Origin of the sequence: Enterobacter sp. SM3 (assembly GCF_009811935.2) — a bacterium.
Classification (GTDB): Bacteria; Pseudomonadota; Gammaproteobacteria; order Enterobacterales; family Enterobacteriaceae; genus Enterobacter; species Enterobacter asburiae_D.
Map to the genome: position 1 here is coordinate 1,784,284 of NZ_CP099971.1, position 22,636 is coordinate 1,806,919.

Annotated in this window: 26 protein-coding genes; 11 read left to right on the plus strand and 15 right to left on the minus strand. The window is 55.4% G+C overall.

Annotated elements, in window-relative coordinates:
* The first annotated feature begins 172 nt into the window (after positions 1 to 172).
* From mdoG to GVO84_RS08345, 3 genes are all read left to right on the plus strand, one after another.
* Positions 173 to 1,726: a glucans biosynthesis protein MdoG gene (mdoG, locus tag GVO84_RS08335; protein ID WP_021240787.1), complete on the plus strand. Its 1,554-nt coding sequence runs from the start codon at positions 173 to 175 to the stop codon at positions 1,724 to 1,726.
* Positions 1,719 to 4,247 (plus strand): glucans biosynthesis glucosyltransferase MdoH, encoded by a 2,529-nt coding sequence (gene mdoH / locus GVO84_RS08340; protein ID WP_038417546.1) that lies wholly within the window; start codon positions 1,719 to 1,721, stop codon positions 4,245 to 4,247. Before mdoG ends, mdoH begins: the two co-directional genes overlap by 8 nt.
* A gap of 84 nt (positions 4,248 to 4,331) precedes the next feature.
* Positions 4,332 to 4,559 carry a YceK/YidQ family lipoprotein gene (locus GVO84_RS08345; RefSeq protein ID WP_121425871.1) on the plus strand — a complete coding sequence of 76 codons (228 nt, stop codon included), beginning with the start codon at positions 4,332 to 4,334 and terminating at the stop codon, positions 4,557 to 4,559.
* Positions 4,560 to 4,565: 6 nt separating this feature from the next.
* Here GVO84_RS08345 and GVO84_RS08350 read toward each other — a convergent pair whose 3' ends face one another.
* From GVO84_RS08350 to GVO84_RS08360, 3 genes are all read right to left on the minus strand, one after another.
* Positions 4,566 to 4,940, minus strand: coding sequence for a MysB family protein (locus GVO84_RS08350; RefSeq protein ID WP_023311118.1), 375 nt, complete (start codon positions 4,938 to 4,940; stop codon positions 4,566 to 4,568).
* 97 nt (positions 4,941 to 5,037) lie between these two features.
* Positions 5,038 to 6,255 (minus strand): multidrug efflux MFS transporter MdtG, encoded by a 1,218-nt coding sequence (gene mdtG, locus GVO84_RS08355; protein WP_159513862.1) that lies wholly within the window; start codon positions 6,253 to 6,255, stop codon positions 5,038 to 5,040.
* 140 nt (positions 6,256 to 6,395) lie between these two features.
* Positions 6,396 to 7,322 carry a Kdo(2)-lipid IV(A) acyltransferase gene (locus GVO84_RS08360; RefSeq protein ID WP_029740361.1) on the minus strand — a complete coding sequence of 309 codons (927 nt, stop codon included), beginning with the start codon at positions 7,320 to 7,322 and terminating at the stop codon, positions 6,396 to 6,398.
* Between the two features lie 221 nt (positions 7,323 to 7,543).
* On the opposite strand from GVO84_RS08360, the gene GVO84_RS08365 reads away from it, so the two are divergent.
* Positions 7,544 to 8,593 (plus strand): rhodanese-related sulfurtransferase, encoded by a 1,050-nt coding sequence (locus GVO84_RS08365; protein ID WP_023335250.1) that lies wholly within the window; start codon positions 7,544 to 7,546, stop codon positions 8,591 to 8,593.
* 41 nt (positions 8,594 to 8,634) lie between these two features.
* Here the strand turns inward: GVO84_RS08365 and GVO84_RS08370 are convergent, their stop codons facing one another.
* From GVO84_RS08370 to mdtH, 9 genes are all read right to left on the minus strand, one after another.
* Positions 8,635 to 9,213 (minus strand): YceI family protein, encoded by a 579-nt coding sequence (locus GVO84_RS08370; protein ID WP_024909002.1) that lies wholly within the window; start codon positions 9,211 to 9,213, stop codon positions 8,635 to 8,637.
* A 1-nt stretch (position 9,214) separates the two neighbouring features.
* Positions 9,215 to 9,781, minus strand: a complete 567-nt coding sequence (locus GVO84_RS08375) for a cytochrome b (protein ID WP_063145757.1) — start codon at positions 9,779 to 9,781, stop codon at positions 9,215 to 9,217.
* A 208-nt stretch (positions 9,782 to 9,989) separates the two neighbouring features.
* Positions 9,990 to 10,103, minus strand: a complete 114-nt coding sequence (locus tag GVO84_RS08380; protein WP_032638658.1) for a YceO family protein — start codon at positions 10,101 to 10,103, stop codon at positions 9,990 to 9,992.
* Positions 10,104 to 10,162: 59 nt separating this feature from the next.
* Positions 10,163 to 11,281, minus strand: coding sequence for an N-methyl-L-tryptophan oxidase (gene solA / locus GVO84_RS08385; protein ID WP_159513863.1), 1,119 nt, complete (start codon positions 11,279 to 11,281; stop codon positions 10,163 to 10,165).
* Between the two features lie 116 nt (positions 11,282 to 11,397).
* Positions 11,398 to 11,652 carry a biofilm formation regulator BssS gene (bssS, locus tag GVO84_RS08390; RefSeq protein ID WP_008500827.1) on the minus strand — a complete coding sequence of 85 codons (255 nt, stop codon included), beginning with the start codon at positions 11,650 to 11,652 and terminating at the stop codon, positions 11,398 to 11,400.
* 273 nt (positions 11,653 to 11,925) lie between these two features.
* Entirely contained in the window at positions 11,926 to 12,171 is a 246-nt protein-coding gene (dinI, locus tag GVO84_RS08395; protein ID WP_008500826.1) for a DNA damage-inducible protein I, read from the minus strand.
* Between the two features lie 74 nt (positions 12,172 to 12,245).
* Positions 12,246 to 13,292 (minus strand): dihydroorotase, encoded by a 1,047-nt coding sequence (gene pyrC / locus GVO84_RS08400; RefSeq protein ID WP_033145198.1) that lies wholly within the window; start codon positions 13,290 to 13,292, stop codon positions 12,246 to 12,248.
* 126 nt (positions 13,293 to 13,418) lie between these two features.
* A complete protein-coding gene (locus GVO84_RS08405; protein ID WP_029740355.1) occupies positions 13,419 to 13,979 on the minus strand; it encodes a lipoprotein in 561 nt (186 codons plus the stop codon).
* Between the two features lie 123 nt (positions 13,980 to 14,102).
* Entirely contained in the window at positions 14,103 to 15,311 is a 1,209-nt protein-coding gene (gene mdtH / locus GVO84_RS08410) for a multidrug efflux MFS transporter MdtH (RefSeq protein WP_159513864.1), read from the minus strand.
* Positions 15,312 to 15,547: 236 nt separating this feature from the next.
* Between mdtH and rimJ the strand changes: the two genes are divergently transcribed.
* The 4 genes from rimJ to murJ all read left to right on the plus strand — a co-directional run bounded on the left by rimJ (position 15,548) and on the right by murJ (position 19,383).
* Complete coding sequence (gene rimJ / locus GVO84_RS08415; RefSeq protein ID WP_008500822.1) at positions 15,548 to 16,132, plus strand: ribosomal protein S5-alanine N-acetyltransferase; 585 nt, start codon at positions 15,548 to 15,550, stop codon at positions 16,130 to 16,132.
* Between the two features lie 9 nt (positions 16,133 to 16,141).
* Entirely contained in the window at positions 16,142 to 16,792 is a 651-nt protein-coding gene (locus GVO84_RS08420) for a YceH family protein (RefSeq protein WP_159513865.1), read from the plus strand.
* A gap of 2 nt (positions 16,793 to 16,794) precedes the next feature.
* Entirely contained in the window at positions 16,795 to 17,718 is a 924-nt protein-coding gene (locus GVO84_RS08425; protein WP_159513866.1) for a Gfo/Idh/MocA family protein, read from the plus strand.
* A 129-nt stretch (positions 17,719 to 17,847) separates the two neighbouring features.
* Positions 17,848 to 19,383, plus strand: coding sequence for a murein biosynthesis integral membrane protein MurJ (gene murJ, locus GVO84_RS08430; protein WP_023311131.1), 1,536 nt, complete (start codon positions 17,848 to 17,850; stop codon positions 19,381 to 19,383).
* A gap of 59 nt (positions 19,384 to 19,442) precedes the next feature.
* Here the strand turns inward: murJ and flgN are convergent, their stop codons facing one another.
* The 3 genes from flgN to flgA form a co-directional block, all read right to left on the minus strand.
* On the minus strand, positions 19,443 to 19,868 hold the full coding sequence (gene flgN / locus GVO84_RS08435) for a flagella biosynthesis chaperone FlgN (protein WP_025755834.1): 426 nt from the start codon (positions 19,866 to 19,868) through the stop codon (positions 19,443 to 19,445).
* A 4-nt stretch (positions 19,869 to 19,872) separates the two neighbouring features.
* A complete protein-coding gene (flgM, locus tag GVO84_RS08440; protein WP_023311133.1) occupies positions 19,873 to 20,166 on the minus strand; it encodes a flagellar biosynthesis anti-sigma factor FlgM in 294 nt (97 codons plus the stop codon).
* Between the two features lie 93 nt (positions 20,167 to 20,259).
* The gene (gene flgA, locus GVO84_RS08445) at positions 20,260 to 20,919 is read right to left on the minus strand and encodes a flagellar basal body P-ring formation chaperone FlgA (RefSeq protein WP_121425882.1); all 660 of its coding nucleotides are present in this window, start codon (positions 20,917 to 20,919) and stop codon (positions 20,260 to 20,262) included.
* A gap of 157 nt (positions 20,920 to 21,076) precedes the next feature.
* Here flgA and flgB point away from each other — a divergent pair, with 157 nt between their 5' ends.
* From flgB to flgD, 3 genes are read left to right on the plus strand one after another with little or no spacing between them, the layout of a single operon-like run.
* Complete coding sequence (gene flgB / locus GVO84_RS08450; protein WP_023311135.1) at positions 21,077 to 21,493, plus strand: flagellar basal body rod protein FlgB; 417 nt, start codon at positions 21,077 to 21,079, stop codon at positions 21,491 to 21,493.
* Between the two features lie 3 nt (positions 21,494 to 21,496).
* On the plus strand, positions 21,497 to 21,901 hold the full coding sequence (gene flgC / locus GVO84_RS08455; protein WP_008500814.1) for a flagellar basal body rod protein FlgC: 405 nt from the start codon (positions 21,497 to 21,499) through the stop codon (positions 21,899 to 21,901).
* Positions 21,902 to 21,912: 11 nt separating this feature from the next.
* Positions 21,913 to 22,623: a flagellar hook assembly protein FlgD gene (gene flgD / locus GVO84_RS08460; protein WP_121425883.1), complete on the plus strand. Its 711-nt coding sequence runs from the start codon at positions 21,913 to 21,915 to the stop codon at positions 22,621 to 22,623.
* The last annotated feature ends 13 nt before the right edge of the window (positions 22,624 to 22,636 follow it).

Sequence of the window (22,636 nt, forward strand, 5' to 3'; positions counted from 1 at the left end):
CGACACCCTGTCTCCAGGATAAGCACGCAAAGTGAATAGCGGGTTCTTTCATTTGCTTAATCCATGAGCCAGCAGCTGAACAAAGCAGTGATAATGTTGTCGGATTGCCTGAGTTTCCATTAAAATGGATCGGATCGATATAAGCACACAAAGGGGGAAGTGCTTACTTATTATGAAACATAAACCACAGATGATGAAAATGCGTTGGTTAGGTGCTGCAGTGGTGTTGTCACTGTATACCTCATCGGCACTGGCCTTTAACATCGACGATGTCGCAAAACAGGCAAAATCGATGGCAGGCAAGAGCTACGAAGCGCCGAAAAGTAACTTGCCCTCCGTTTTCCGCGACATGAAGTATGCGGACTATCAGCAGATCCAGTTCAATCACGATAAAGCGTACTGGAGCAATATTAAAACCCCGTTCAAGCTTGAATTTTATCATCAGGGTATGTACTTCGACACGCCTGTTGCCATCAATGAAGTGACGGCGACTGCGGTTCGTAAGATTAAGTACAGCCCGGATTACTTCAATTTTGGCAATGTGCAACACGACAAAGATACGGTGAAAGACCTGGGCTTCGCAGGCTTTAAGGTGCTTTACCCGATCAACAGCAAAGATAAAAACGACGAAATCGTCAGCATGCTGGGTGCCAGCTATTTCCGCGTCATTGGCGCGGGGCAGGTATACGGGCTTTCTGCGCGCGGTCTGGCTATTGATACCGCGCTGCCATCAGGTGAAGAGTTCCCGCGTTTCCGTGAGTTCTGGATTGAGCGTCCAAAACCAACGGATAAACGTCTGACCATTTATGCGCTGCTGGATTCCCCGCGTGCAACCGGTGCCTATCGCTTTGTGATTATGCCGGGTCGTGACACGGTAGTTGACGTGCAGTCCAAGGTTTACCTGCGTGATAAAGTGGGCAAACTGGGCGTTGCACCATTGACTAGCATGTTCCTGTTTGGGCCGAACCAGCCGTCTCCGGCAACCAACTTCCGCCCGGAACTGCATGACTCCAACGGTCTGTCTATTCATGCCGGTAACGGTGAGTGGATCTGGCGTCCGCTGAATAACCCGAAACATCTGGCGGTTAGCAGCTTCGCAATGGAAAACCCGCAAGGTTTCGGCCTGCTGCAGCGTGGTCGTCAGTTCTCCCGCTTTGAAGATTTGGACGATCGCTATGACCAGCGTCCAAGTGCCTGGGTCACGCCAAACGGTGACTGGGGTAAAGGTAAGGTCGAGCTGGTAGAAATTCCAACCAACGACGAAACCAACGATAACATCGTCGCTTACTGGACACCGGATCAGCTGCCGGAAGCCGGTAAAGAGATGAACTTCAAGTACACCATTACCTTCAGCCGCGACGAAGATAAGCTGCATGCGCCGGATAACGCGTATGTAATGCAGACTCGCCGCTCAACGGGTGATGTGAAGCAGTCTAATCTTATCCGTCAGCCTGACGGTACCGTGGCGTTCGTCGTGGACTTCACGGGCCAGGATATGAAGAAACTGTCACCGGACACCGCCGTTGCCGCTCAGGCCAGCATCGGTGATAACGGTGAAATCGTTGAGAATACCGTGCGTTACAACCCGGTAACCAAAGGCTGGCGTCTGACCCTGCGCGTGAAAGTGAAAGATCCGAAACAGACCACTGAAATGCGTGCTGCGCTGGTCAGTAACGATCAGCCGCTGAGTGAAACCTGGAGCTATCAGCTACCTGCCAATGAATAATACATCTGAATATATTGATGCCATGCCGCTGACGGATATCGAAAAAGCGGCACTGCCTAAGAGCGACATCCGCGCGGTTCACACCGCGCTGGATGGTGAACATCATACGTTTTCTCGTGATGATGATACGCCGCTCGGGTCAGTCAAGGCGCGTCTGGAGCAGGCATGGCCGGACTCGCTGGCGGAAGGGCAGTTGATTAAAGACGATGAAGGACGCGATCAGCTTCAGGCGATGCCGAAGGCCACGCGTTCCTCTATGTTCCCCGACCCATGGCGCACCAACCCGGTGGGCCGTTTCTGGGATCGCCTGCGCGGGCGTGATGTTACGCCGCGCTATCTGTCGCGCCTGACGAAAGAAGAGCAGGCGTCCGAACAGAAATGGCGTACCGTGGGGACAATCCGTCGCTATATCCTGCTGCTTCTGACGCTGGCGCAGACCGTCGTCGCGACCTGGTATATGAAAACCATTCTGCCTTACCAGGGCTGGGCGTTTATCAACCCGACGGACATGATGGGCCAGGATCTCTGGGTCTCCTTCATGCAGCTGCTGCCGTATATCCTGCAGAGCGGCATTCTCCTGCTGTTCGCGGTCCTCTTCTGCTGGGTCTCGGCCGGTTTCTGGACCGCGCTGATGGGCTTCCTGCAGCTGCTGATGGGGCGTGACAAATACAGCATTTCGGCGTCAACGGTCGGGGATGAACCCCTCAATCCCGAGCACCGTACTGCGCTGATTATGCCTATCTGTAACGAAGACGTTGACCGCGTATTCGCGGGCCTGCGTGCGACCTGGGAGTCCGTAAAGGCGACCGGCAACGCGGAGCATTTTGACGTTTACATCCTGAGCGACAGCTACAACCCGGATATCTGCGTTGCAGAGCAAAAAGCGTGGATGGAGCTGATTGCAGAAGTGCAGGGCGAAGGCCAGATCTTCTACCGCCGCCGCCGCCGTCGTGTGAAGCGTAAAAGCGGTAACATCGATGACTTCTGCCGTCGCTGGGGTAACCAGTACAGCTACATGGTGGTGCTGGATGCTGACTCCGTCATGAGCGGAGACTGCCTGAGTGGTCTGGTGCGTCTGATGGAAGCCAACCCTAACGCGGGTATCATTCAGTCCTCGCCAAAAGCGTCCGGCATGGACACCCTTTACGCGCGCTGCCAGCAGTTCGCCACTCGTGTTTACGGGCCGCTGTTTACGGCGGGTCTGCACTTCTGGCAGCTGGGTGAGTCGCACTACTGGGGGCACAACGCCATTATCCGCGTGAAGCCGTTCATTGAACACTGTGCGCTGGCACCGCTGCCGGGTGAGGGTTCGTTTGCCGGTTCTATTCTGTCGCACGACTTCGTAGAAGCGGCGCTGATGCGTCGTGCTGGCTGGGGCGTCTGGATTGCCTACGACCTGCCGGGATCGTACGAAGAGCTGCCGCCAAACCTGCTGGACGAGCTCAAACGTGACCGCCGCTGGTGTCACGGTAACCTGATGAACTTCCGCCTGTTCCTGGTAAAAGGGATGCACCCGGTTCACCGTGCGGTATTCCTGACCGGCGTGATGTCTTATCTCTCCGCACCGCTGTGGTTTATGTTCCTGGCGCTGTCGACTGCCTTACAGGTGGTTCATGCCCTGACGGAGCCGCAATACTTCCTGCAACCGCGGCAGCTGTTCCCGGTGTGGCCGCAGTGGCGTCCGGAGCTGGCGATTGCCCTGTTTGCCTCCACCATGGTGCTGCTGTTCCTGCCTAAGCTGCTCAGCATCATCCTGATCTGGTGCAAAGGCTCGAAAGAGTACGGCGGTTTCTTCCGCGTGACCCTTTCACTGCTGCTGGAAGTGCTGTTCTCCGTGCTGCTGGCGCCGGTACGTATGCTGTTCCACACCGTGTTTGTGGTCAGCGCGTTCCTGGGCTGGGAAGTGGTCTGGAACTCACCGCAGCGTGACGACGACTCCACGCCGTGGAGTGAAGCCTTTATGCGCCACGGTTCTCAGCTGCTGCTGGGTCTGGTGTGGGCGGCCGGGATGGCCTGGCTGGATCTGCGCTTCCTGTTCTGGCTGGCGCCGATTGTCTTCTCGCTGATCCTGTCGCCGTTTGTGTCCGTGATTTCCAGCCGTTCAACGGTGGGGCTGCGAACCAAACGCTGGAAACTGTTCCTGATCCCGGAAGAGTATTCCCCGCCGCAGGTGCTGGTGGATACCGATCGTTACCTGGAACAGAACCGCAGTCGCTCGCTGGATGACGGCTTCATGCACGCCGTGTTTAACCCGTCATTCAACGCCCTGGCAACGGCAATGGCGACCGCGCGTCACCGTGCCAGCCAGGTGCTGGAGATTGCTCGCGATCGTCACGTTGAGCAGGCGCTTAACGAGACCCCGGAAAAACTCAACCGCGACCGTCGACTGGTGCTGTTGAGCGACCCGGTGACAATGGCGCGTCTTCACTACCGCGTGTGGTCCGCTCCGGAGAAATACTCTTCGTGGGTGAACTACTATAAGGACATGAAGCTGAATCCGCTTGCACTGAAGGCGAAGTAAGTTGTTAAGCAGGGCGGGTAGGCGAAGCGCCACCCGCCAGATAAAATACCGGCTGTGAGGCCGGTATTTTTTTAGAGGCTAGAGATGAGAATAATCATCGTCATCATGATGGCATGCCTGCTCAGCGGCTGCGGCAGTATCATCAGTCGCACCATTCCAGGGCAAGGCCACGGTAATCAGTATTACCCCGGCGTGAAATGGGATCTCCGTGATTCCGCATGGCGCTACCTGACCGTGCTCGATCTGCCGTTCTCGCTGATTTTCGACACGCTGTTGCTGCCGATCGATGCCAGCCACGGCCCTTACGAATAGCGTAAATTAACGCTCGTCCCACTCATCGGCAGCGGTTTGACCTTCTTCCGTATCCAGAGGTGGCTCGAGCTGAAACTCGCCCTCATCCCACTCGTGCAGGGTGTTCTCCTCCAGCCATTCCTGCCGAAGTTCGATTTCGTCATAGTCGCCATCAAAGACGGCCTGCGCACCTTCACCGCTTAATATCGGCAAGCATTCCCCTTCTTCACCTTCATCGGCAAAGAATTCGGCCTGCCACATAATATCCCCATCCTGCAGAACGTATTTTTGGATATTAAGCTGTTGCACGTCAGCATCTTCTTCTTCAACGCCGGGGTTGTCGGCGAGGAACTCTTCACGAGCGGCATCAATAGCTTCTTCCAGCGTGGCGTACATGGTCATTGGTGTCTCCCTGTTTTCCAGAAGGTTTCAGGGAAAGAATAGCTGAATATAAGATTCTGCAAGTATGAATGCGAAAATAAGCCGTCAGGCGTTCGTCTTATTCCATCACGGGCCGTAGCGCACGGGATAAACTGAACCATGAATAAATGGCATTGAACAACACGACGCCCGCCGTCACGATAAAGACGGCGCGAAAACCAAAGCTTGCGGAGATCCCGGCCCCGAGCAGCGGTCCGGTGACGTTGCCGATATCCCTGAATGACTGGTTATAGCTGAAAATACGCCCGGCAATCTGGTTCGTGCAGTTGTAGACCAGAAGGGTCTGTACGGCGGGCAGCAACGCGCCGTCGGCGGCGCCCAGCAAAAAGCGCAGGACGCCCAGCTGCCATGGCGTTTGCACCATCGACATCGGGATAAGCAGCAGGACGGAAATTACCAGCGCGCAGATCAGGATTTTTTCCGGACCCACCCGGTCCCCCAGTTTTCCCAGCCTCGGGGCGCTCAGCAGCGCCGCCACGCCGGGTACGGAGGCAATCAGCCCGCTAATGAACGCAATACTGCTGACGTTACCCGCCAGGTCGCGAACGTACAGCGTCAGAATAGGGGCAATCGACCCGGTAGCGACCTGGATAATCATTGTCGTCACGAACAGGCTCAGCACCAGTCGGGGATTTTTAAGCGAGGTCAGCACCTCTCTGGCGTGGAGCATCTCTTTTTTGGCGACAGGCGTGAAGTTTTCACGAATACAGAGCAGGGTGACGATAAAGCACAGGAACAACACGCTGGCGGTGATGAAAAAGACCGGACGCAGGCCGTAGTTATCCGCCAGTAATCCGCCGGCCAGCGGTCCCAGCAGAGCACCGCTCACGCCGCCGGTAGAGAGCGTCCCTAGCGCCCAGCCGCTCTTATGGCGGGGGATTTGCGTGGCTATCAGGGCGTTCGCGTTGGGAATAAATCCTCCCAGCAGGCCCAGCAGCGCGCGCAGGATCAGAAACTGCCAGACGTTCTGCACCACGCCCATCAGCGCCATGATAATGGCCATCCCCAGCGCCGAACGCAGCAGCATGATTTTACGTCCCTTGCGGTCGGCAAGGCCGCCCCAGAAGGGCGAGGCTATCGCGGAAAAGAGAAACGTGATGCTGAATACCAGGCCAGACCACATATTGAGCGCGCTGTGGCCCGTCACGCCAAGCTGTTCGACGTAGAGCGGCAGGAAGGGCATGACCAGGCTAAACGCCGCGCCGGTAAGAAAACAGCCAAGCCACGCAACCGTGAGGTTACGCTTCCAGTTTATGGGGGCATCTGAGGGTGACATAACTATCCGCATAATGAGGTGCAGAGCACCTGAGGCATAAAGTAATAAGCCTGCTAATTATGCGCCTGGGTTATGATTGCCGCAATGAGGAGGAGCTTTTAAAGCTAAAACGGCATGCGGCCCTGAGGACCGCATGAGGATTAATAGCGGGACGGCGTGCCTTGTGGCCGCGTTTTAAAACGGCGGTGCAGCCACATATACTGCTCAGGCGCCAGCATGATGCACTTCTCCACAACGCTGTTCATCCAGCGTGCGGTGGTTTCTGCATCGTCAAGCGGCGGCGCGAGTTCCGGCTCCAGCATCATCAGCTCGTAGCCTGAACCATCCGGCTTACGGCGGGGAACAAAAGGCACGATGGCGGCTTTGGACATGCGCGCCAGCATCCAGGTTCCGGTCGTCGTGGCGGCCTCTTCAACGGCGAAGAAGGGGACAAATACGCTGGCCTGTGGGCCATAGTCGTGGTCGGGGGCATACCAGACCACTTCACCGGATTTCAGCGCGCGGATCATCCCCTTCAGATCTTTACGGTCGATCATGCTTTTATTGGAGCGCATGCGGCCGTTAGTCTGGATTAAATCGATGACCGGGTTATCGTTAGGACGATAAACGCCAATGCCGGGTGCCTGCATGCCGAACATGCGCGCCCCGATTTCCAGCGTCAGGAAATGGACGCCGATCAGCAGAACGCCCGTCTGATTGGCCTGAAGCGTATGCACCGGCTCCATGCCGGTCCCCGTCACCTCGCTCCAGCGGGCCATGCGTTTGTCCGGCCAGAACCACGCCATTCCGGTTTCCATGAGCCCCATCCCGACGGATTCGAAATTCTTCGAGACCATATCGTGACGCTCTGACTCGCTCATCTGCGGAAAACACAGCTCAAGATTACGGTACGCGATTCTGGCGCGACGTTTCATAAACAGTTGCGCGAAACGGCCCAGAAATTTACCCAACCGAAAAATAACAGGGTAGGGAAGCTGTACCAGCAGCCATAAAAAGCCGATGCCAAGCCAGGTCAACCAATAACGGGGATGCAAAAGGGCGGCAGTAAATTTTGGTAACTGGGTCATGTCATTCCTGTTTTCAAACGTCCTGTTTTGCTAGTGTCTCATTTTTTGAGACGTAGCCAAAATATCTGCTTTCGAAGCGTGCACGAATACAGCAATTGTTAAGCCTGATTAATCAGGGTGTGTGAAATGTAGCGTAAATTGTGTGGATGTAAATTGGTTTTATTTGCTATATGATGCCGACCGATTTTTCATTCTCTCTAACGATTCCAGGACTGTACACCATGCCAGTGTTACACAACCGCGTGTCGAATGAGATGTTAAAGGCGCGTATGTTGGCTGAAACCGAACCGCGCACAACCATCTCTTTCTATAAATACTTCACCATCAACGATCCACAGGCGACCCGCGATGCGCTTTATCAGGCGTTCACGGCGCTGAACGTCTTCGGCCGCGTCTACCTTGCCCGTGAAGGCATTAACGCGCAAATTAGCGTACCGGAAAGCAAAGTCAGCGCCTTCCGCGACGTGCTTTATCAGTTCGATCCGGCCCTCGACGGTTTGCGCCTGAACATTGCCCTGGACGACGACGGGAAATCCTTCTGGGTGCTGCGCATGAAGGTGCGTGAGCGCATCGTGGCGGACGGTATTGACGATCCTGAGTTTAACGCGGCGGATGTCGGTGAATATCTGAAGGCTGCGGAAGTGAATGCGATGCTGGACGATCCGGATGCCGTGTTCATTGATATGCGTAATCACTATGAGTACGAAGTGGGGCATTTCGAGAACGCGATGGAAATCCCGGCCGACACCTTCCGCGAGCAGCTGCCCAAAGCGGTTGAGATGATGCAGGAACATAAAGATAAAAAGATCGTTATGTACTGCACTGGCGGTATCCGCTGTGAAAAAGCCAGCGCGTGGATGAAGCACAACGGCTTTAATAAGGTCTGGCATATTGAAGGCGGCATTATCGAGTACGCCCGCCGCGCCCGCGAGCAGGGTTTACCGGTACGCTTTATCGGGAAAAACTTTGTCTTTGACGAGCGTATGGGTGAGCGTATCTCGGAAGACGTTATTGCCCAGTGCCACCAGTGCGGCGCGCCGTGCGATACCCATACCAACTGCAAAAACGACGGGTGCCATCTGCTGTTTATTCAGTGCCCGGCCTGTGCCGAGAAGTTTAACGGCTGCTGTAGCGAGCTGTGCAGCGAAGAGAGCATCTTGCCGGAAGAAGAGCAGCGTCGCCGCCGCGCAGGACGTGAAAACGGCAACAAGATTTTCAATAAATCACGCGGCCGTCTGAATACCAAACTGGGTATCCCCGACCCGGAATGATAATAACGCCCGGCACGGCAAAAGCCTGCCGGGCGAATCTATTATGATTTCTGCTGTACACCCTCAACGGAAATAATCAGCTCAACGTCCTGAGACGCCGGGCCTAAATCCGTTGTGATATTAAAATCTTTCAGGTGAATTTTACCCGCCGCTTCAAATCCTGCGCGTTTACCGCCCCACGGGTCGTCACCCTGGCCCAGTAATTTAGCATCAAGCGTGACCGGTTTTGTTACGCCGTTAAGCGTCAGGTTGCCGGTAATATTCAGCTTATCACCGTCTTTTTTCACTTCCGTGGAGGTGAAAGTAGCCTGTGGGTATTTCCCGACATTGAGGAATTCCCCACTGCGCAGATGTTTATCACGTTCAGCATGATTGGTATCCACGCTGTTGGTATTAATGGTCACATTGACCTTGTCGGCGGCAGGATTTTTCTCGTCAAAGGTGAATGTGCCGTCAAAATCCTTAAAGGTACCGTACAGCCAGCTGTATCCCAGGTGCTGAATACGGAAATTGACGAAAGCGTGCTGGCCCTCTTTATCAATTTTATAATCGGCCGCCACGGCGGAACCGGCGGTGAATAACAGAGAACCCAGGGCGATACCCAGCAGGTGTTTTTTCATTTTATGCTCCAGAGTCAACTGACGAGCGGCCAAGCATGCGCTTTAGCGTATCGTCTTTATCAATAAAATGGTGTTTGAGGGCGGCAAGCCCGTGCAGTACAGACAGGATCACGACGCTCCATGCGAGCCAGAGGTGAACGACCCCTGCGGTGTCAGCCTGAGCGCCCGCATCGCTGAGCGTTGCCGGGACGTCAAAAAGGCCAAAGACGCTAATCGGCTTACCGTCCGCCGTCGAGATAAGGTAGCCGCTGATCAGAATGGCGAAAAGCAGCGCATAGAGCGCGATATGCGCGGCAACTGCACTCAGGCGGGTCATTTTGCCATGGGTCTTCGGCGCGGCGGGCGGCGGGGAAACATGCCGCCAGATTACGCGAAAAACCAGGCCCAGCATCAGGAGGACGCCAATGCTTTTATGTAACTCCGGTGCCTGGTGATACCAGCCATCGTAATAGCTGAGCGTGACCATCCAGAGCCCAAGTCCAAACATACCGTAGACGGCAATAGCAAATATCCAGTGCAAACCTATGGATATTATTCCGTAGCGCCGGGAGGAGTTACGCAATTGCATTAGAATGTCCATTTTCAAATTAACCGAAGGGTAAAAATGAACGGGAAGTTGTGATATTGCAACTGAAATAATTGTCTATTGATTTTTATTTTATTTATTTCAGCGTTTTTGAACAGGATTGATAAAGGTAATTCAATGTCTTCGTGCAAGATGAAATTCAGATTTTCAACAAAGCTAAATAAATGTCAATTATTGTCAGTCAGGGCTTTCAATAAAATACAATGTAAACAAAATCAATAATGGCCAGCAGCGCCCACAATAAGATATAGAGCATAAAGTGCTCGCGAATATTATTCATCAGAAAGCTAACGATCCTGCGCATAACGCCCCGTAATGCAGTGTGAATGACACGGGCCCCGGGACATCCGGAGCCCGTGCGGATTATCCGTTAAAACGCGAGAGTGAGAAGGGCGTCAGATCAAACTGCGGCGCGATACCCTGGGCAAACTGCGCGGCGATTTCCCCCAGCACGGAAGCGAACTTAAAGCCGTGGCCGCTCAGCCCGGTGATGAGCAGGGTGTTGTCATGCCCGGGCAGCGTATCAATGATGAAGTCTTCATCCGGCGTGTTGTCGTAGGTACAGGCCGCGCCATACAGCAAGCCACCGACGCCCGGGAGAATAGTGCGCAGGAACGAGAAGGCTTCCGAACCATCCAGTGGGAAGGCGCCGAAAGGCTTACGCTCTTCAGGGGAGGTGATAGCCTGGCCGCCGTTGTGTTTACCGATTTTCAGCGCGTCTTTCTCGGAAGGGAAGCCGTAGAACTGATCGCCATTCGGCAATTCGCCGGTGAAGGCCGGGAATTTATTCTGCGCGCTGTAGCGACCATCCGACTGGAACCAGGAGAAGACCTTGCGCACCGGCTGGATCGGCAGTTCCGGCAGCAGGCGAGTGACCCAGGTCCCTGCGCTGACGAGCAGGCGGGACGCTGAATAGTCGCCGTCGATAGTCGTTACCGTGACGCCATTTTCGTCATGGGTGATGGCCTCTACCGGACAGTTAAACAGCTGCGCACAGCCGGCTTTCGCGGCAAGATCGATCCAGGTTTTAATCGCCGTTTCACAATGCAGCACGCCGGAGTGGGCTTCAAAGAGGCCAATGTAATCGTCGGGGACGGTAATTTCAGGCCAGCGCGCGGTAATGCCCGTTGCGTCCAGCTTCTCAACTTCCAGATTAAAGGCTTTTGCGCTGCGCTCGACGCTGGCGAGAAAATCAGAATGGGCAGGGCCAAGGTTGATGACGCCCGTACGCTCGAAAATACGCTCTTCGGTCTGTTTCGCCAGCTCGTCCCACAGCGTCTGGGCGCGAAGCACCAGCGGTACATAGCGCTCGCCTTCTCCATACGCATGGCGCACGAGGCGGGTATCGCCATGATGGCTACCCTCCGCATGGGGAGGAAGATGGGCATCGATCATCAGGACCTTCAGACCTGCCTGCGTTGCGTAATAACCGGCGGCGGAACCCACGGAGCCGCTACCAATAATGATTAAGTCGTATCTCATATGCATCTCGTAAACTGACGTTTTGTTAGCAGAGTAATTAACAACACGGGGTTAGACAAGAGAGAAATAAATAAGGCACCGCGAGGGTGCCTGTAGAGAGAAAAGTGGGCATAAGCTTAGTGTCGTTTATACTCATTTTCCTGATAGTCGCCAGATTCTATTTTTGCAATACCTGCCTCTAAAATAGAAATAAACTGACGGGCGACGTCTGTTGTTAGCCACAGCGTCTGTCCAACTTCCGCTTCTTCACGGTTGAGTTGATTCGGGGTCTGGTAGTGCAAACGCAGCATCAGCGCATCGTAGCTATCTACGGTACTGATATCCCAGCCAACAAGTGGATGGGTCTGGATCACTTCACTATTCTTTTCCATTATAACCCCCTTAATGCGTGTTAGAAGACAACGGCTTTGAGGTTCAATGCATGTTTTTCTGAAAGCATCTTCAGTATACCAAGTAATAAGGGTTCCGAAGGGAAAAATAAACAGGTGGCAACACATTTTTCTGCTTTTTAGGATTGTTCGAACAATAAAACACCATCTTGTTCACGATTCTTAAAGAAGATGCCGAATTAATTTGAACTTACCGTATTTTTAGACAAAAAAAAGCCGGGGCGACCCGGCAAAAAACACAATGAGGGAGCAGTGTTAATCTGTGATAAACCAGTCGTCTGCGCTTTCCCACGTTTCCTGCAGGATTTCGCTGATGCGATCTTTATCTTCTTTCGCAGCACCAATGACGGAGAGGTTGTTCGCCGCGGCGTAACGCACCGTTACGGCACCGGCGTTGTCGGGAAAGGTGTTGTTAATACGGCGGGATAATTCGCCTGCCAGTGCATCAAGCGCGCCGGCAGGCAGAACGGTTGTTTTGGCTATGGTGACTTCAATACGCATAAATGCCCCCTGTGTAATATACTGTTTATTTATACAGGTATATTGTCGGTTTGACAACAAGGGGCATTGATTTTTTAACGTTTTACCGTCCAGTTGACGGTTTCGCCCGCCAGGAAGGGGATCAGCGTGTCATCCGTCAGCGCAATGGACTCCTCAACGTGGCTCGCTTTACGCTCCAGTTCGATGAAGGTGTCATTGACTGGCAGGCCGTAGAAACGCGGGCCGTTAAGGGAGCAGAACGCTTCGAAATGTTCCAGCGCGTTCATCTCTTCAAATACGGTCGCGTAGCTGGCAAGCGCCGTTGGGGCGTTGAAGCAGCCTGCGCAGCCGCAGCTCGCCTCTTTACGATGGCGGGCGTGAGGCGCGGAATCGGTGCCGAGGAACGCGCGGGAGAAGCCGCTGGCAACCAGCTCGCGCAGCGCCTGCTGGTGGATGTTGCGCTTGAGAATCGGCAGGCAGTACAGGTGAGGGCGCACCCCGCCCACCAGCATGTGGTTACGGTTAAACATCAGGTGCTGCGGCGTAATGGTGGCGGCGATAAGATCGTTGCCGTCACGCACATACTCTGCCGCGTCTTTGGTGGTGATATGCTCAAAGACCACTTTAAGCGCGGGCAGGCGCTGGCGCAGAGGCTCCATCACGGTCTCGATAAAGCGGGCTTCACGGTCGAAGATGTCAATCTCGGCATGCGTGACTTCACCATGGACCAGCAACGGCATGCCCAGTTTCTGCATGCGTTCCAGAACCGGCATGATGGCATCAATGCTGGTGACGCCGTGGCTGGAGTTGGTGGTGGCATTTGCCGGGTAGAGTTTCGCCGCCGTAAATACGCCTTCGTTAAACCCGCGCTCCACTTCGTTCGGGTCCAGCGAGTCGGTCAGATAGCAGGTCATCAGCGGCGTAAAATCGTGTCCCGCAGGGACGGCATCCAGGATGCGCTGGCGATAGGCCATCGCGGCATCGACGGTGGTGACTGGTGGCACCAGGTTAGGCATGACAATCGCGCGGCCATAAATTTCGCTGGTATAAGGCACGACGGTTTTCAGCATATCGCCATCACGCAGATGGATATGCCAGTCGTCAGGGCGGCGGATTTTAAGAACCTGGGGTTGTGCAGTCATGGAAGCTCCGGCTTGTCAGGAATCAGTCATAAGGATGGCTGTTTTTGCCGGACACAAATCATAAGCGGAAACGTTTTCGTTTGCACACTTTTCCGTAAAAAAAAGGGCGCCGCAGCGCCCTTCAGGTTAATCGGTGAAAGGAATGATAATTTCACCCGGTTTCACCTCTATGCCTTTTGCATATTTTTTCGCCAGAGCTTCACCCTTGCTTTTGTCTTCGCTTAAGACGTACGCGGGCTGCTGGTTGAAATAATTACGCAGCGACTGGTTGAGATAGGGCATCAGGGTTTGCAGTACCGGTGCCATCTTGTCCGGCGAAACCTGCGCATCGACGACTTCCATCTCCTGGAGGAAAATCGCCCCTTTCTCTTTGTTGAACACGGGGAGTGCCTTCAGCTTGAGCTTGATGTTGGCTTTCTGATTGCCAAAAAGGGATGACATATCGAGAGCCGCATCACCGGCCAGGGTGACTTTGTTCGGCTCTTCACGTCCGATCTGGCTGGTCAGATTCGTGAGCACGATATGCGCGTCCGCCAGCCCCGGCACGCCAATGTCTTTAGAAAAATTGTTATGTTTTTCCAGCGCCTGATTAATTTCCTGTTCACTGACGGTATATTGCGTGAGCTGGTTACAGCCAACCAGCAGACCGCTGACAACTAATGCCGCGGCAAAGACAATTTTCTTCATAGTGTTCCTCAACGAAAAATCGGCGCTTCTGTCCTGTTCCGTCAGTATGTCAGTGTGAATTGGCAGAAACCAGCAGAAAAAACTGAGAAGTGGGGCGGGAGCGGCTCCCGCCCGAGGGAAAGGCTACGCGCCAGGCTCGAGCATCCCGCTCGCGCTGCGTTTCTGGCTGAACTGCCACCACAGGGCAAGGAGCGTCATAAAGCCCACCGCGCCGAGCATCATCCACGGGAGTTCGGGCTGGTTTAACGCTTTGCCAGCATCAAACAACCAGCCGCCACCGGCGTAACCTAATGCGCCGCCAAGCGCCAGTCCCAGCCGGCTGAAGCCCATATAGCTGCCGCGCGCACGCGCATCCGCAAGGGAGGCGCTCAGCGTTTCGCGGGCAGGCTCGGCGATGATCGACCCTATGTAGAACGTACAAATCAGGGTAAACAGCTGCTGGAGAGAGTTCACCAGGCCGATCGGCATCATGCTCAGCGTCATCAGGAACAGCCCGGCCATCAGGCGATGCTCCAGACGAAAACGCCGCTCGCTCCAGCGGGCAATCGGATAGAGCAGCGTCAGGGAAAGTGCGGCTTCAATGGCGTACATCCATTTAACGGCAGCAGGCGTGCCCGCAATGTCGTTAACCATGATCGGCAGCATCAGCATGACCTGCACAGCCAGCATGTAGTATCCCGTCAGGGTCAGCACATAAGTGACAAAACGTTTGTCGCGCAGCACGCGGCCAAGCCCTTCCCGGACCGGCGCTTTGACCGTCGAGAGTTTCCAGTCGGGCAGGAACAGGCCATTAAACAGCGCGCACAGAATAAAGAGCACCGCCCCCGCCGCGCAGACCAGTCGGAAGTCATACTGCAGCAGCCAGCTTCCCAGCAGGGCGCCGATAACCGCCCCGGCACTGTCCTGCATCATCAGAATCGAGAAGAAACGGCCGCGATGCTGGGGGCGAATAAGCTTCACCACCAGCGCGGTGCGTGGCGGATCGAACAGCGTACCCCCGATACCGGAGAGGAAACAGGAGAACCAGAGCAGCCAGGGCTCCTGGGCGACAGCCATCGTGGCAAAGCCTGCCGCGCGCAGCAGCATACCGGTCACGATCATCGGTTTAGCGCCAAAGCGGTCGGCAATGGCCCCGCCAAAGACGCCCAGACCCTGCTGGACAAACTGGCGTAACCCCAGGGCAATGCCAACCATTAATGCCGCCCAGCCCATTTGATCGACAAATCGGATCGATATCAAAGGAAAAACGACAAAAAAGCCGAGCACGACCAGCATGTTATCGACGAGCAGGAAATATTTACCCAGGCTCCTGGCCTGTGATACGCGGGACATTTTCCCTCCAGGGAAAATAAGAAGGTGAGCACGCTAACATTCTGCGGTGTCGCCGCGTTTTTTCCCACCCCCGGGCGTGACAATATTTTTTTATCAAAAGGGTGCTTTGATAGAGAGTTCTCATCGAAAATAATGAAAAGAGGGCAAAATGGTATGTCACTGTTTTCACAGACGGCGCAGGCGCAGGTATAGTAAAGCTAATGGGTAAGCTGAAGTGACGGGAAGGAGTGGTATCGATGTTTGGCTATCGCAGTAATGTGCCAAAAGTGCGTCTGACAACGGACAGGCTGGTCGTTCGTCTGGTGCATGAGCGTGATGCCTGGCGTCTGGCGGATTATTACGCCGAGAATCGCCAGTTTTTAAAACCCTGGGAACCCGTTCGGGATGAGAGCCATTGTTACCCTTCCGGCTGGCAGGCGCGCCTCAGCATGATTACGGAATTTCACAAGCAGGGCAGCGCGTTCTATTTCGCGCTGCTGGATCCTGAAGAGAAAGAGATTATCGGGATCGCCAATTTTTCAAACGTGGTGCGCGGGTCGTTTCACGCCTGCTACCTTGGCTACTCCATCGGCCAGAAATGGCAGGGGCAGGGGCTGATGTACGAGGCGTTAACGGTGGCGATCCGCTATATGCAGCGCACGCAGCATATCCATCGCATCATGGCGAACTATATGCCGCATAATCAGCGCAGCGGCAATTTGCTGGCGCGTTTAGGGTTCGAGAAAGAGGGTTACGCTAAAGACTATCTGCTGATAGACGGAGAGTGGCGCGACCACGTTCTGACGGCGTTAACCACCCGGGACTGGACCGCAGGTCGTTAAGGAGAAAAGATGAAGTATCAGCTAAACGGTACAGAAGCGCGCGTGATTGGGTGCTTACTCGAAAAACAGGTCACCACGCCGGAGCAGTATCCGCTCTCCGTCAACGCCGTGACCATGGCCTGCAACCAGAAGACCAACCGCGAGCCGGTGATGAACCTCAGCGAGCATGAGGTTCAGGACGTGCTGGATGCGCTGGTAAAACGCCACTATCTGCGCACCGTCAGCGGCTTCGGCAACCGCGTGACCAAATACGAACAGCGCTTTTGTAACTCCGAATTCGGTGACCTGAAGCTGAGCAGCGCGGAAGTGGCGGTCATCACCACGCTGCTGCTGCGCGGGGCGCAGACGCCGGGGGAACTGCGCACGCGCGCTTCCCGGATGCATGAGTTCAGCGATATGCAGGAGGTCGAGCAGACCCTGGAAGGGCTGGCTTCTCGCGAAGACGGCCCGTACGTGGTGCGTCTGGCGCGCGAGCCGGGCAAACGTGAAAGCCGCTATATGCATCTGTTCAGCGGCGACGTCGATGTCGCTACCGTGGAGAGCGATGCGGGCTCCTCAGCTGGCAATGACACTCTTGCCGCGCGCGTAGAGGCGCTGGAAGAAGAGGTCGCCGGGCTGAAACAGCGTCTGGATGCGTTGCTGGCACATTTGGGAGACTGACGGTGAAAAAATTACGCGTAGGCGTGGTGGGGCTGGGCGGTATCGCGCAAAAAGCCTGGCTGCCTGTTTTAGGTGCGGCGACGGGCTGGACCCTGCAGGGGGCATGGTCGCCCACCCGAGAAAAGGCAGAACGTATCTGCGAAACCTGGCGCATTCCGTATGCTGCCTCCCTGCAGGATCTGGCCCGCGAGTGTGATGCGGTTTTTGTGCATACCTCAACGGCAACCCACTATCAGGTGGTGAGCGAGCTGCTCAATGCGGGGGTTCACGTCTGCGTGGATAAACCGCTGGCTGAAAATGTTCAGGATGCCGAGCGGCTGATTGAGCTGGCCGCGCGCAAAAAACTGACGCTGATGGTGGGCTTCAACCGCCGCTTCGCGCCGCTTTACCAGCAGCTGAAGGCGCAGTCGGGTACGCTCGCCTCGCTGCGGATGGATAAGCACCGTACCGACAGCGTTGGGCCTAACGATCTGCGCTTCACCCTTCTGGATGATTATCTGCACGTTGTGGATACGGCGCTGTGGCTGAGCAACGGCGAAGCGCTGCTGAAAAGCGGTACCCTGTTGACGAATGACCAGGGGCAGATGGTCTACGCGGAACACCACTTCGCCGTTGAGCATCTTCAGATTACCACCAGCATGCACCGTCGGGCAGGAAGCCAGCGTGAATCCGTGCAGGCGGTGACCGACGGCGCGCTGTATGACATTACGGACATGCGCGAGTGGCGGGAAGAGAAGGGCAACGGCGTGGTGACGCTCCCGGCGCCAGGCTGGCAGAGCACCCTGGAGCAGCGCGGTTTCGCAGGATGCGCCCGTCACTTTATCACCTGCGTGCAAAATCAGACGGTTCCTGAAACGTCCGGCGAGCAGGCCATTCTGGCGCAGCGCATTGTGGAAAGACTCTGGCGCGAAGCCATGAGCGAATAACTCGCTGTAACATCTGCGGATAGTAATTCGTTGAAATCCGGTTAGACTAAGCGCCGCTTGTTGGCTTTGCCGGGTGGCGCTTAGGCTCACCCGGCTTACAAATCCGTATGGTTCTGGAAATTCACGTTAATGAACTTATTAAAATCGCTGGCGGCCGTCAGCTCGATGACCATGTTTTCCCGCGTGCTGGGTTTTGCGCGCGACGCCATTGTGGCAAGGGTATTTGGTGCAGGGATGGCCACGGACGCCTTTTTCGTCGCGTTCAAACTGCCGAACCTGCTGCGTCGTATTTTTGCGGAAGGGGCGTTTTCTCAGGCATTCGTGCCTATCCTGGCGGAATATAAAAGCAAGCAGGGTGAAGACGCGACGCGCGTCTTTGTTTCTTATGTCTCCGGGCTGCTGACGCTGGCCTTGGCGGTGGTGACCGTACTCGGGATGCTGGCCGCGCCGTGGGTGATCATGGTGACCGCGCCCGGTTTTGCCGATACGGCTGACAAATTTGCGCTGACCTCGCAGCTGCTGCGCATCACTTTCCCCTATATTCTGCTCATCTCGCTGGCCTCGCTGGTGGGGGCGATCCTGAATACCTGGAACCGCTTCTCTGTTCCGGCGTTTGCGCCAACGTTTCTCAACGTCAGCATGATCGGTTTTGCCTTGTTCGCCGCGCCGCACTTTAACCCGCCGGTGCTGGCGCTGGCCTGGGCGGTCACCGTCGGCGGCGTACTGCAGCTGGCGTACCAGCTGCCGCATCTGAAAAAAATCGGCATGCTGGTGCTGCCGCGCATCAATCTCAAAGATGCCGGGGCGATGCGCGTGATCAAGCAGATGGGGCCCGCCATTCTTGGCGTCTCCGTCAGCCAGATCTCGCTTATCATCAACACCATCTTTGCCTCTTTCCTCGTGTCCGGCTCGGTATCCTGGATGTACTACGCCGACCGTCTGATGGAGTTCCCGTCCGGAGTGCTGGGCGTGGCGCTGGGGACCATCCTGCTGCCGTCGCTGTCGAAAAGTTTTGCCAGCGGTAACCATGATGAATATTGCCGCCTGATGGACTGGGGTTTACGTCTCTGCTTCCTGCTGGCCCTGCCAAGCGCGGTGGCGCTGGGTATTCTGGCTAAACCGCTAACGGTGTCGCTCTTCCAGTACGGGAAATTCACCGCCTTTGATGCCGCCATGACCCAGCGCGCGCTGATTGCCTACTCGGTCGGATTGATGGGGCTGATCGTCGTCAAGGTGCTGGCGCCCGGGTTCTACTCGCGTCAGGATATTAAAACGCCGGTGAAAATTGCCATTGTGACGCTGATTATGACCCAGCTGATGAACCTGGCGTTTATTGGTCCGCTGAAGCATGCAGGCCTGTCATTATCGATTGGTCTGGCGGCCTGTCTGAATGCCGGACTGCTGTACTGGCAGCTGCGCAAGCAGGATATTTTCACGCCGCAGCCGGGCTGGGGGAGTTTCCTGGTGCGTCTGATCGTTGCGGTACTGGTGATGTCTGCCGCGCTGCTCGGCATGATGTACGTGATGCCGGAGTGGTCCCTGGGCACCATGCCTTATCGTCTGATGCGGCTGATGGCCGTGGTAGGCGTCGGGGTGGTGGCTTACTTTGCCACGCTCGCGGTGCTGGGGTTCAAAGTGAAAGAGTTTGCCCGCCGTACGGCATAAACGCCAAAAGGGGAGTTCACCTTATGGTGCTCCCCGCTGCATGATTTGTCGCTCAGGCGTCAAATCGAAATCTTTTTAACTCCCGCAATACGCGCAGTTGCCGTCTGACCATCCGCACCGTACAGTCCGGTTTCTTTATGCGGTTTCAACACCTCAAGCGCCTGCTGATTACGCTCAATCTGACCTTCCAGTAGCCAGCCGTTGTGCTGGTTAAGGTCGCGCAGGTGCTGGGTTTTTTCAGTAATGGTTTGCCAGCGCTCAACAATATCGTCATTGGCGCTGCGCTTAGGATCCTGCTCAGCGCGGCGCTGTTGCTCCAGATAATCCAGCGTTGCCAGAAGCGAACTTTTGTCTTCAGTAATACGCTGCAGCGCGCTGCCGTTGATATGACCGGAAGAGAGATGCTGCTGTTCAGCGTCCATTACCGTTTTCAGGTCGTTCAGGACAACCGTCATTTGATCCAGTATTTCTGACAGTCGACTCATACGGTTAGTTACTCTGTAAGAAACTCTGTGCTTCCTGAATCAGGGCATCAGCAATCTTGCTGGTATCCATTTTCAGCTCACCGTTACGAATAGCCGTTTTCAGCGCTTCAACACGTTCCATATTGATATCGTTGCTGCCTGGCTGCATCAGTTTTGCCTGCGCGTCGCTCAGGGTTACGCTGGTGCTGTTGGACGTTGACGGTTTTTCCAGACGCGTTTTCTGCGCAGGAGCGTCATTCGTTTCGCGAGGTTGTACAGCGCTTACCGGCTTCAGGGCTGATGTACGATCAATGCTCATAGTGTTGTCCTCATCGAGGGTTCGCGGCGTTTGCGCCTGACATCATCATTAGTGGAATATTTATCGGCACGCGCCGCGAAATCTTTAAAAAGATTATAGGTTAATCAGAATATTCCCATCAGAATCGACGGTTCCGCTCACCACCTGGCCTGAGGACATTCTGACGCGGGCATTTTGCGCCACCGCGGCATTGTTTAACGCTTTCCCTTCACTGTTGATGCTAAAGCCATCTCCGTTGGCCACGACCATCACCTGTTGACCCGCTTTTACCCGCCATGACTGACGCAGCATTGAGAGCTGTATCGGCTGGCCGGGGGCGACATCACGCAGGCTGACGGCGTCCTGTGCCTGATTCATTTCCAGCATGGTGCGTGGAGGCAGCTGATCCAGACGGCCGCGCTTCAACGTCACGCTGTTCGTCTGCAGCAGGCTGCCGCGCGCAATCGGCACGGCGGCGACAACATAATTGCCCGTCGCCTGAACTGCAACCTGTAAATAGCGTTTTTCGTTGGCGCAGCGTGCCAGCACGTTCACATTTCCCCACAGCCGGGTGGTCCCCGTCACGCTGAATGACGGCTGGTCACAGGTAGGGTACAGATTCGGTGGGGTGCGCACGGTAACGCTAACGTCATCGCTAAAGCCCGCCAGCTTTTCAGCAAAAAAAGCCGTCAGCCGATCCTGTAAGCCTTCAGCCTGCACCAGAGGGCTAAACAGCAAGAAAGTTGCCATCAGGGCACGTTTTAACGTTTGCATCGCAAGTTCCACCGTTTCCAGAGTTGAATGAATTCTACCTGCAGTGGTTTTGCATCAACGCAATAAATAGCGACGCATTTTGCGCTTATTCCGTCGATAGGGGAGACCGGGTGAGATTTAAGCTGTGAACTGAAATTTTGCCATCAGCGGAGGAGACATGCTCGATAAACTCGACGCCGCGTTACGTTTTCAGCAGGAAGCGCTCAATTTACGCGCCCAGCGGCAGGAGATTTTAGCCGCCAACATCGCTAACGCCGATACCCCAGGGTTTCAGGCGCGCGATATTGATTTTTCCAGTGAACTCAAAAAGGTGATGGAGCGTGGACGTGCCGAAGGAACGGGTGTTGCACTTGCCATGACATCCTCTCGCCATATTCCTGCTCAGGCGATGACCGCGCCAGCGACCGATTTACTTTACCGCATTCCCGATCAGCCCTCACTCGACGGTAACACCGTGGATATGGACCGGGAGCGTACCCAGTTTGCCGATAACAGCCTGAAATACCAGACGGGCCTGACCGTACTCGGCGGACAAATCAAAGGCATGATGAACGTCCTGCAGGGGGGGAACTGATAGATGGCCTTGTTGAATATTTTTGATATTGCCGGTTCGGCGTTAACCGCGCAGTCCAAACGCCTGAACGTGGCTGCCAGTAACCTGGCAAACGCCGACAGCGTAACCGGACCAGACGGTCAGCCTTATCGTGCCAAACAGGTTGTCTTTCAGGTCGATGCTGCGCCGGGCGCGGCGACGGGCGGCGTGAAGGTGTCTGATGTGGTAGAGAGCCAGGCGCCGGACAGGCTGGTGTATGAGCCGGGTAACCCGCTCGCGGATGCCAGCGGATACGTGAAAATGCCAAACGTGGATGTGGTGGGTGAGATGGTGAACTCCATGTCGGCTTCTCGCAGCTATCAGGCCAACGTCGAAGTGCTTAATACCGTGAAGAGCATGATGCTCAAAACACTCACTCTCGGCCAGTAAAGGAGACATGCATGTCCATCGCCGTAAATGTGAATGATCCTACGAACTCGGGTGTTAATAACACCAAGAGTACGACAGGTTCTAACTCCCTCACCGGGAGCAATGCCTCCGATCTTCAGGGCAGCTTTCTGACGCTGCTGGTGGCGCAGCTTAAGAACCAGGATCCCACCAACCCAATGCAGAACAACGAACTGACCACGCAGCTTGCGCAGATCAGCACCGTTAGCGGCATTGAGAAACTGAATACGACCCTCGGTTCCGTCTCCGGCCAGATTAACAGCGCCCAGTCTCTGCAGGCGGCAAGCCTGATTGGCCACGGGGTGATGATCCCGGGAACCACGATTCTGGCGGGCACCAGCACCACCGAAGGCAACACCACAACGACCACCACGCCGTTTGGCGTTGAGCTCCAGCAGCCGGCTGACAAGGTGACTGCAACGATCATGGATGCCAATAACGTGGTGGTTCGCACCATTGATATCGGCGAGCTGAAGGCGGGCGTTCACACCTTTACCTGGGATGGCAGCCTGACCGACGGCACGAAAGCACCAAACGGTTCCTACAAAGTCGCGATTAGCGCCAGCAACGGCACGACCCAGCTGGTGGCGCAGCCGCTGCAGTTCGCGCTGGTTCAGGGCGTGATTAAAGGGGGCGACGGCAACAAACTGGATTTGGGTACCTCGGGTACCACCACACTCGACGAAGTTCGGCAGATTATCTAAGCCTTAACACTTA

What these genes read in the sequence shown, in the direction of transcription:
- GVO84_RS08405 (WP_029740355.1), bottom strand. Translation starts at nt 13,979, where the DNA reads ATGAAGAAAATTGTCTTTGCCGCGGCATTAGTTGTCAGCGGTCTGCTG.
- mdtH (WP_159513864.1), bottom strand. Translation starts at nt 15,311, where the DNA reads ATGTCCCGCGTATCACAGGCCAGGAGCCTGGGTAAATATTTCCTGCTC.
- flgN (WP_025755834.1), bottom strand. Translation starts at nt 19,868, where the DNA reads ATGAGTCGACTGTCAGAAATACTGGATCAAATGACGGTTGTCCTGAAC.
- mdoG (WP_021240787.1), top strand. Translation starts at nt 173, where the DNA reads ATGAAACATAAACCACAGATGATGAAAATGCGTTGGTTAGGTGCTGCA.
- mdtG (WP_159513862.1), bottom strand. Translation starts at nt 6,255, where the DNA reads ATGTCACCCTCAGATGCCCCCATAAACTGGAAGCGTAACCTCACGGTT.
- flgC (WP_008500814.1), top strand. Translation starts at nt 21,497, where the DNA reads ATGGCCTTGTTGAATATTTTTGATATTGCCGGTTCGGCGTTAACCGCG.
- GVO84_RS08375 (WP_063145757.1), bottom strand. Translation starts at nt 9,781, where the DNA reads ATGCAATTGCGTAACTCCTCCCGGCGCTACGGAATAATATCCATAGGT.
- flgA (WP_121425882.1), bottom strand. Translation starts at nt 20,919, where the DNA reads ATGCAAACGTTAAAACGTGCCCTGATGGCAACTTTCTTGCTGTTTAGC.
- GVO84_RS08420 (WP_159513865.1), top strand. Translation starts at nt 16,142, where the DNA reads ATGAAGTATCAGCTAAACGGTACAGAAGCGCGCGTGATTGGGTGCTTA.
- flgD (WP_121425883.1), top strand. Translation starts at nt 21,913, where the DNA reads ATGTCCATCGCCGTAAATGTGAATGATCCTACGAACTCGGGTGTTAAT.
- dinI (WP_008500826.1), bottom strand. Translation starts at nt 12,171, where the DNA reads ATGCGTATTGAAGTCACCATAGCCAAAACAACCGTTCTGCCTGCCGGC.
- rimJ (WP_008500822.1), top strand. Translation starts at nt 15,548, where the DNA reads ATGTTTGGCTATCGCAGTAATGTGCCAAAAGTGCGTCTGACAACGGAC.
- solA (WP_159513863.1), bottom strand. Translation starts at nt 11,281, where the DNA reads ATGAGATACGACTTAATCATTATTGGTAGCGGCTCCGTGGGTTCCGCC.
- GVO84_RS08370 (WP_024909002.1), bottom strand. Translation starts at nt 9,213, where the DNA reads ATGAAAAAACACCTGCTGGGTATCGCCCTGGGTTCTCTGTTATTCACC.
- flgM (WP_023311133.1), bottom strand. Translation starts at nt 20,166, where the DNA reads ATGAGCATTGATCGTACATCAGCCCTGAAGCCGGTAAGCGCTGTACAA.
- GVO84_RS08345 (WP_121425871.1), top strand. Translation starts at nt 4,332, where the DNA reads ATGAGAATAATCATCGTCATCATGATGGCATGCCTGCTCAGCGGCTGC.
- GVO84_RS08360 (WP_029740361.1), bottom strand. Translation starts at nt 7,322, where the DNA reads ATGACCCAGTTACCAAAATTTACTGCCGCCCTTTTGCATCCCCGTTAT.
- bssS (WP_008500827.1), bottom strand. Translation starts at nt 11,652, where the DNA reads ATGGAAAAGAATAGTGAAGTGATCCAGACCCATCCACTTGTTGGCTGG.
- GVO84_RS08365 (WP_023335250.1), top strand. Translation starts at nt 7,544, where the DNA reads ATGCCAGTGTTACACAACCGCGTGTCGAATGAGATGTTAAAGGCGCGT.
- mdoH (WP_038417546.1), top strand. Translation starts at nt 1,719, where the DNA reads ATGAATAATACATCTGAATATATTGATGCCATGCCGCTGACGGATATC.
- GVO84_RS08350 (WP_023311118.1), bottom strand. Translation starts at nt 4,940, where the DNA reads ATGACCATGTACGCCACGCTGGAAGAAGCTATTGATGCCGCTCGTGAA.
- murJ (WP_023311131.1), top strand. Translation starts at nt 17,848, where the DNA reads ATGAACTTATTAAAATCGCTGGCGGCCGTCAGCTCGATGACCATGTTT.
- pyrC (WP_033145198.1), bottom strand. Translation starts at nt 13,292, where the DNA reads ATGACTGCACAACCCCAGGTTCTTAAAATCCGCCGCCCTGACGACTGG.
- flgB (WP_023311135.1), top strand. Translation starts at nt 21,077, where the DNA reads ATGCTCGATAAACTCGACGCCGCGTTACGTTTTCAGCAGGAAGCGCTC.
- GVO84_RS08380 (WP_032638658.1), bottom strand. Translation starts at nt 10,103, where the DNA reads ATGCGCAGGATCGTTAGCTTTCTGATGAATAATATTCGCGAGCACTTT.